This is a genomic window from Limnobacter sp. (genome assembly GCF_964228395.1).
Lineage (GTDB): Bacteria > Pseudomonadota > Gammaproteobacteria > Burkholderiales > Burkholderiaceae_B > Limnobacter.
Genome location: NZ_CAXQZX010000099.1, coordinates 1 through 4,086, shown reverse-complemented (window position 1 = coordinate 4,086; position 4,086 = coordinate 1). Strand labels below are relative to the sequence as shown.

Here is a 4,086-nt window from a genome sequence, read left to right as displayed (position 1 = left end):
ACGGCCGGCGCAACAAGCCGGATGGACCTGCTTGCTTCAGGGAGCAAACGCATGCGAAGCCTACACCAACACTTGCCCACGCCACGCAGCCAGGGCTTGTGCTGCCCGCCGCTTCACCACATCCACCACGTCGGTTTCGTCCTCCAGCCCCGCCGTCAACCAAGTGCCTCCCACGGCCTGTACAGCTGGAATGGCGCGCCACTCGGCGATGTTTTGCAGGCTGACGCCACCTGTGGGCACCAGCTTGGCGACGGGCAGTGGCGCCGCAATACCCGCCAAGGCTTTGGGGCCACCTGCGGCCATGGCAGGGAAAAACTTCAGCAATTCAAACCCCAATTCAAGTGCGCGCATCATTTCGGAGGCGGTGGCCACGCCGGGCACCCAACGGTAACGCTTGCTCTTGGCATGGGCCGCAAGGGTTTCTGTGAGGCCGGGCGATATGAACACGCTGGCACCCGCGTCTGCGGCTTGTTCAAACTGGTCGGGAGTGAGCACGGTGCCCGCAGACACCCGCATGCTGGGGAATTGGCGGGCAATGTCCCGAATGGCGGGTATTGCAGCGGGGGTACGCAAGGTGATTTCAATCTGTTCAATTCCACCCTGCAGCAGCCCTTCTGCAATCGCCAGGGCCTGCGCTGGGTTGTTTACAACGACCACAGGCAGCACGCCCTGGCTTAACCAAGGGTGGGTGCTTTCGCCTGTTGTGTGTGGGGGGGTGAGTGGAGGGCTCATGCTGAATGTCCTTCATCCTTCGTATTGAGGCGGGTCGGGGGGAACAGGTTGCTCGCGCCTTCTTCGGCGGTGCTCACGGTGTTGCGCCACATGTGGAAATACCCCCGCCCCAGGTTTTGAACTTGCTCGGGCGCTGGGGTGGGATGTCGATTGCTCAGGTCTGCATTGGTGCTTATCTGCCCGGTGTTGGCATCCACGGTGACGATGTCGCCGTCGCGCAATAAGCCGATGGGCCCCTGCATATTGGCTTCTGGGCACACATGGATGGCCGCGAGCACCTTGCCCGAAGCGCCACTCATTCGACCGTCGGTGAGCAGGGCGACCGGAAAGCCCTGGTCTTGCAGCACACCCAGCACTGGGGTCAGCTTGTGAAGCTCGGGCATGCCGTTGGCGCGCGGCCCTTGGTGCACCAGCACCACCACCACGGCATGTGTCAATTCTCCGTTGTTAAAGGCATCGATGACTTGTTGCTGATCGGTGAACACCCGGCAGGGTGCCTGCACCCGTCGATGTTCAGCCTTGACAGCAGATACTTTGCACACCCCTCGCCCAAGGTTGCCCTGCATGAGGCGAATGCCCCCATCGGGCTGAAAGGGGTCGTGGTGTGGGCGCAGCACCTCTGGGTTGCGGGAGGCCGTGGGTGCGCGCACCGAAAAAGTTTCGCGACTGGGAAGCACCTCGCCCACGGTGTTTTCAAGTGGCTTGCCCCAAAGGGTGAGGGCACCGCCGTCGATATAGCCGCCGTCGATCAGGGTGCTCAACAAACTGGCTGTGCCCCCTGCGGCGTGGAAGGCGTTCACGTCTTCGCTACCGTTGGGGTACACGCGGGTCAACAAAGGCACCACGCTGGAGATGGTTTCCATGTCGTTCCAGTCGATGAGGTAGCCCGCAGCGCGCGCCACCGCCACCCAGTGAATGGTGTGGTTGGTGGACCCGCCCGAGGCCATCAGCCCCACCAAGGCATTCATCAACGTTTGGGCGTTCACCAGGCGACCCAGCTGAAGGGCAGGGTTGCGGGTGGCGCTCTCCAGGGCCCGAACGCTGTCGGCAATGAGGGCCTGGCGTTGTGGGCTGCCGGGCAGTTCAAAGGCCCCGCCGGGGAATTGCAGGCCCATGAAGTCGAGCATGAGTTGATTGGAGTTGGCCGTGCCATAAAAGGTGCAGGTGCCCGGGCTGTGGTAGGCCTTTTCTTCCGAAGCCAGCAGGTCTTCACGGCTGGCCTGCCCCTGGGCTGCGAGCTGGCGCACCTTGGCTTTGTCTTGGTTCGACAGCCCGGTTTCCATGGGACCGGCTGGAATAAACACGCAGGGCAGTTGCCCAAAGCCCAGTGCGCCTATCAACAGGCCGGGCGCAATTTTGTCGCACACCCCCAGCAAGATGGCGCCGTCAAACACGTTGTGGGACAAGCCCACGCAGGCGGACAGGGCGATCACATCCCGGGAAAACAGAGACAACTCCATGCCTTCGCGCCCTTGGGTAATGCCGTCGCACATGGCAGGTGTGCCGCCGGCCACTTGGGTGGTGGCGCCCAGCGCCCTGGCGTGCCGGGCAATGATGCCCGGATAAGTTTCAAAAGGCTGGTGAGCCGACAACATGTCGTTGTAGGCGGTCACAATGCCCAGGTGTGGCGCTTTGTGCAGGGCGATGGTTTTTTTTGTGTTCGCGGGGAACACCGCGGTGGTGTGCGCCAGGTTGGCACAGCCCACGGTGGTGCGGTTTTGTGGACCCTGTGGCAAGCTGTCAAGGTAAGCTTGCCGAGTGTGGGTCGAGCGTTTTTCGATTCGGTCTCGCAGGGCTTGCAGCGTGGGGTGAAGGGGTGGAGCCATGGGGTGTCCTGAGGATGCTGGTTTGAATTGCCTTACCACTGGGTTTGTAACATAATTACAAAAATTACTCAAATTGTGTAATCTAATTTCTTGCCCATCTGGTGCAAGGCTTGCCATGGAGCTTTCATGTTGAACCACGCCGGCGCCCACAGTGGCGATCAATCCCCAACCCCAGTGGAGGCTTTCACGTTTGTGCTGCACGGCGCGGGTGGGGATTTGGCCAAGCGAAAAATTATTCCAGCCTTGGCGCATTTGGCCAAATCGGGCTACTTTGCGCCACACTCCCGCGTCGTATTCGTTCAACGCGAACCCCAAAGCCCTGAGCAGGCCTTGGCCGGTGTGGATGAGTTTTTGAAAAAGGCTGGCGACGAAGCTGCACGCCAAAGCTTGCCTGCGCTGGTGCCTTTTCTAAGAACATGCCAACTCACCTTGGGTGAGGCCGGCGCTGCAGTGGCCTTAAAACAGGCAGTGGCCGGTGGGCCTGAACCCGTGGTGCATTACGCTGCCCTGCCCTCGTCACGTTTTATGCATCTGATTGATTGCCTGGAGGAGGTGCGCGACCCCAACCGATTGCGCCTGGTGCTGGAAAAACCGCTGGGCTTTGACGCACGCGAATCTGCACAAATTGAAGAGGCCGTGGCCCGCAAACTGGATGAATCGCAGGTGTACCGCATTGACCACTACTTGGGTAAACAGGCCGTGCAAAACATGCTGGCCTTGCGTTTGGGCAATCGCATTTTTGAGCCGCTGCTGACACGCGAGCATGTGGCACACGTGCAAATCACGGTGGCTGAAGACCTTGGCGTGGAGGACCGCGCTGGATTTTATGAGCACGCCGGGGCTTTGCGCGACATGGTTCAGAGCCATATCTTGCAGTTGTTGGCCATTGTGGCCATGGAGCCGCCAGTGTCCTTGGAGGCCAATTCCCTGCGTGACGAAAAACTGAAGGTGTTGCGCTCGCTGAAGGTACCGCAGGTGACGGGTGTCCCGGAAATTGTGGTGGGCCAGTACGGCGAGGGCTATGTTAAAGGCCAGCCCGTGCCCCGTTATCGGGATGAAAAAGGGGTGGATGCGCATTCCATCACCGAGACTTATGTGTCGTTTCGCACTGAAGTACAAACGTGGCGTTGGGCAGGTGTGCCGTTCCTGGTGCGTACAGGCAAACGCATGCCCAAACGTTTTGCGGAAATCGTGATTCAGTTTCGCGATGTGCCCAAGCCTTTGTTTGAGCCGGTGGGTGGCTTATGGACGGGCAACCAGCTGGTGATTCACTTGCAACCGGAAGACAAACTGGAGTTGAAGTTGTTGGCCAAAACCCCAGGTGAGCGCGAGCGGCTTAAACCCGTGTCGCTGGACTTGGATTTTTTCAACACCTGGCGCATCCCTGTGCGGGATGCCTATGAGCGATTGATTACCGATATTTTACGGGGCCGCTTGGGGCTGTTTTTGCGCCGTGACGAGGTGCAAACCCAGTGGCAGTTTGTGGACCGCATACTCAATGACCTGCGCAACCACAGCATGGTGCCTG

3 protein-coding genes are annotated in these 4,086 nt (G+C 59.9%); 1 reads left to right on the top strand and 2 read right to left on the bottom strand.

Going from position 1 to position 4,086, the window contains the following annotated elements:
• Positions 1-60: 60 nt before the first annotated feature.
• Together ACEQU8_RS08405 and edd are read right to left on the bottom strand one after the other, a co-directional pair.
• On the bottom strand, positions 61-732 hold the full coding sequence (locus ACEQU8_RS08405) for a bifunctional 4-hydroxy-2-oxoglutarate aldolase/2-dehydro-3-deoxy-phosphogluconate aldolase (protein ID WP_370262910.1): 672 nt from the start codon (positions 730-732) through the stop codon (positions 61-63).
• Complete coding sequence (gene edd, locus ACEQU8_RS08400; RefSeq protein ID WP_370262909.1) at positions 729-2,558, bottom strand: phosphogluconate dehydratase; 1,830 nt, start codon at positions 2,556-2,558, stop codon at positions 729-731. The genes ACEQU8_RS08405 and edd overlap by 4 nt, the downstream gene beginning before the upstream one ends.
• Positions 2,559-2,684: 126 nt before the next feature.
• Between edd and zwf the strand changes: the two genes are divergently transcribed.
• Positions 2,685-4,086 (top strand): glucose-6-phosphate dehydrogenase (gene zwf, locus ACEQU8_RS08395; protein WP_370262907.1); only part of this gene is annotated, 1,402 nt, incomplete at its 3' end.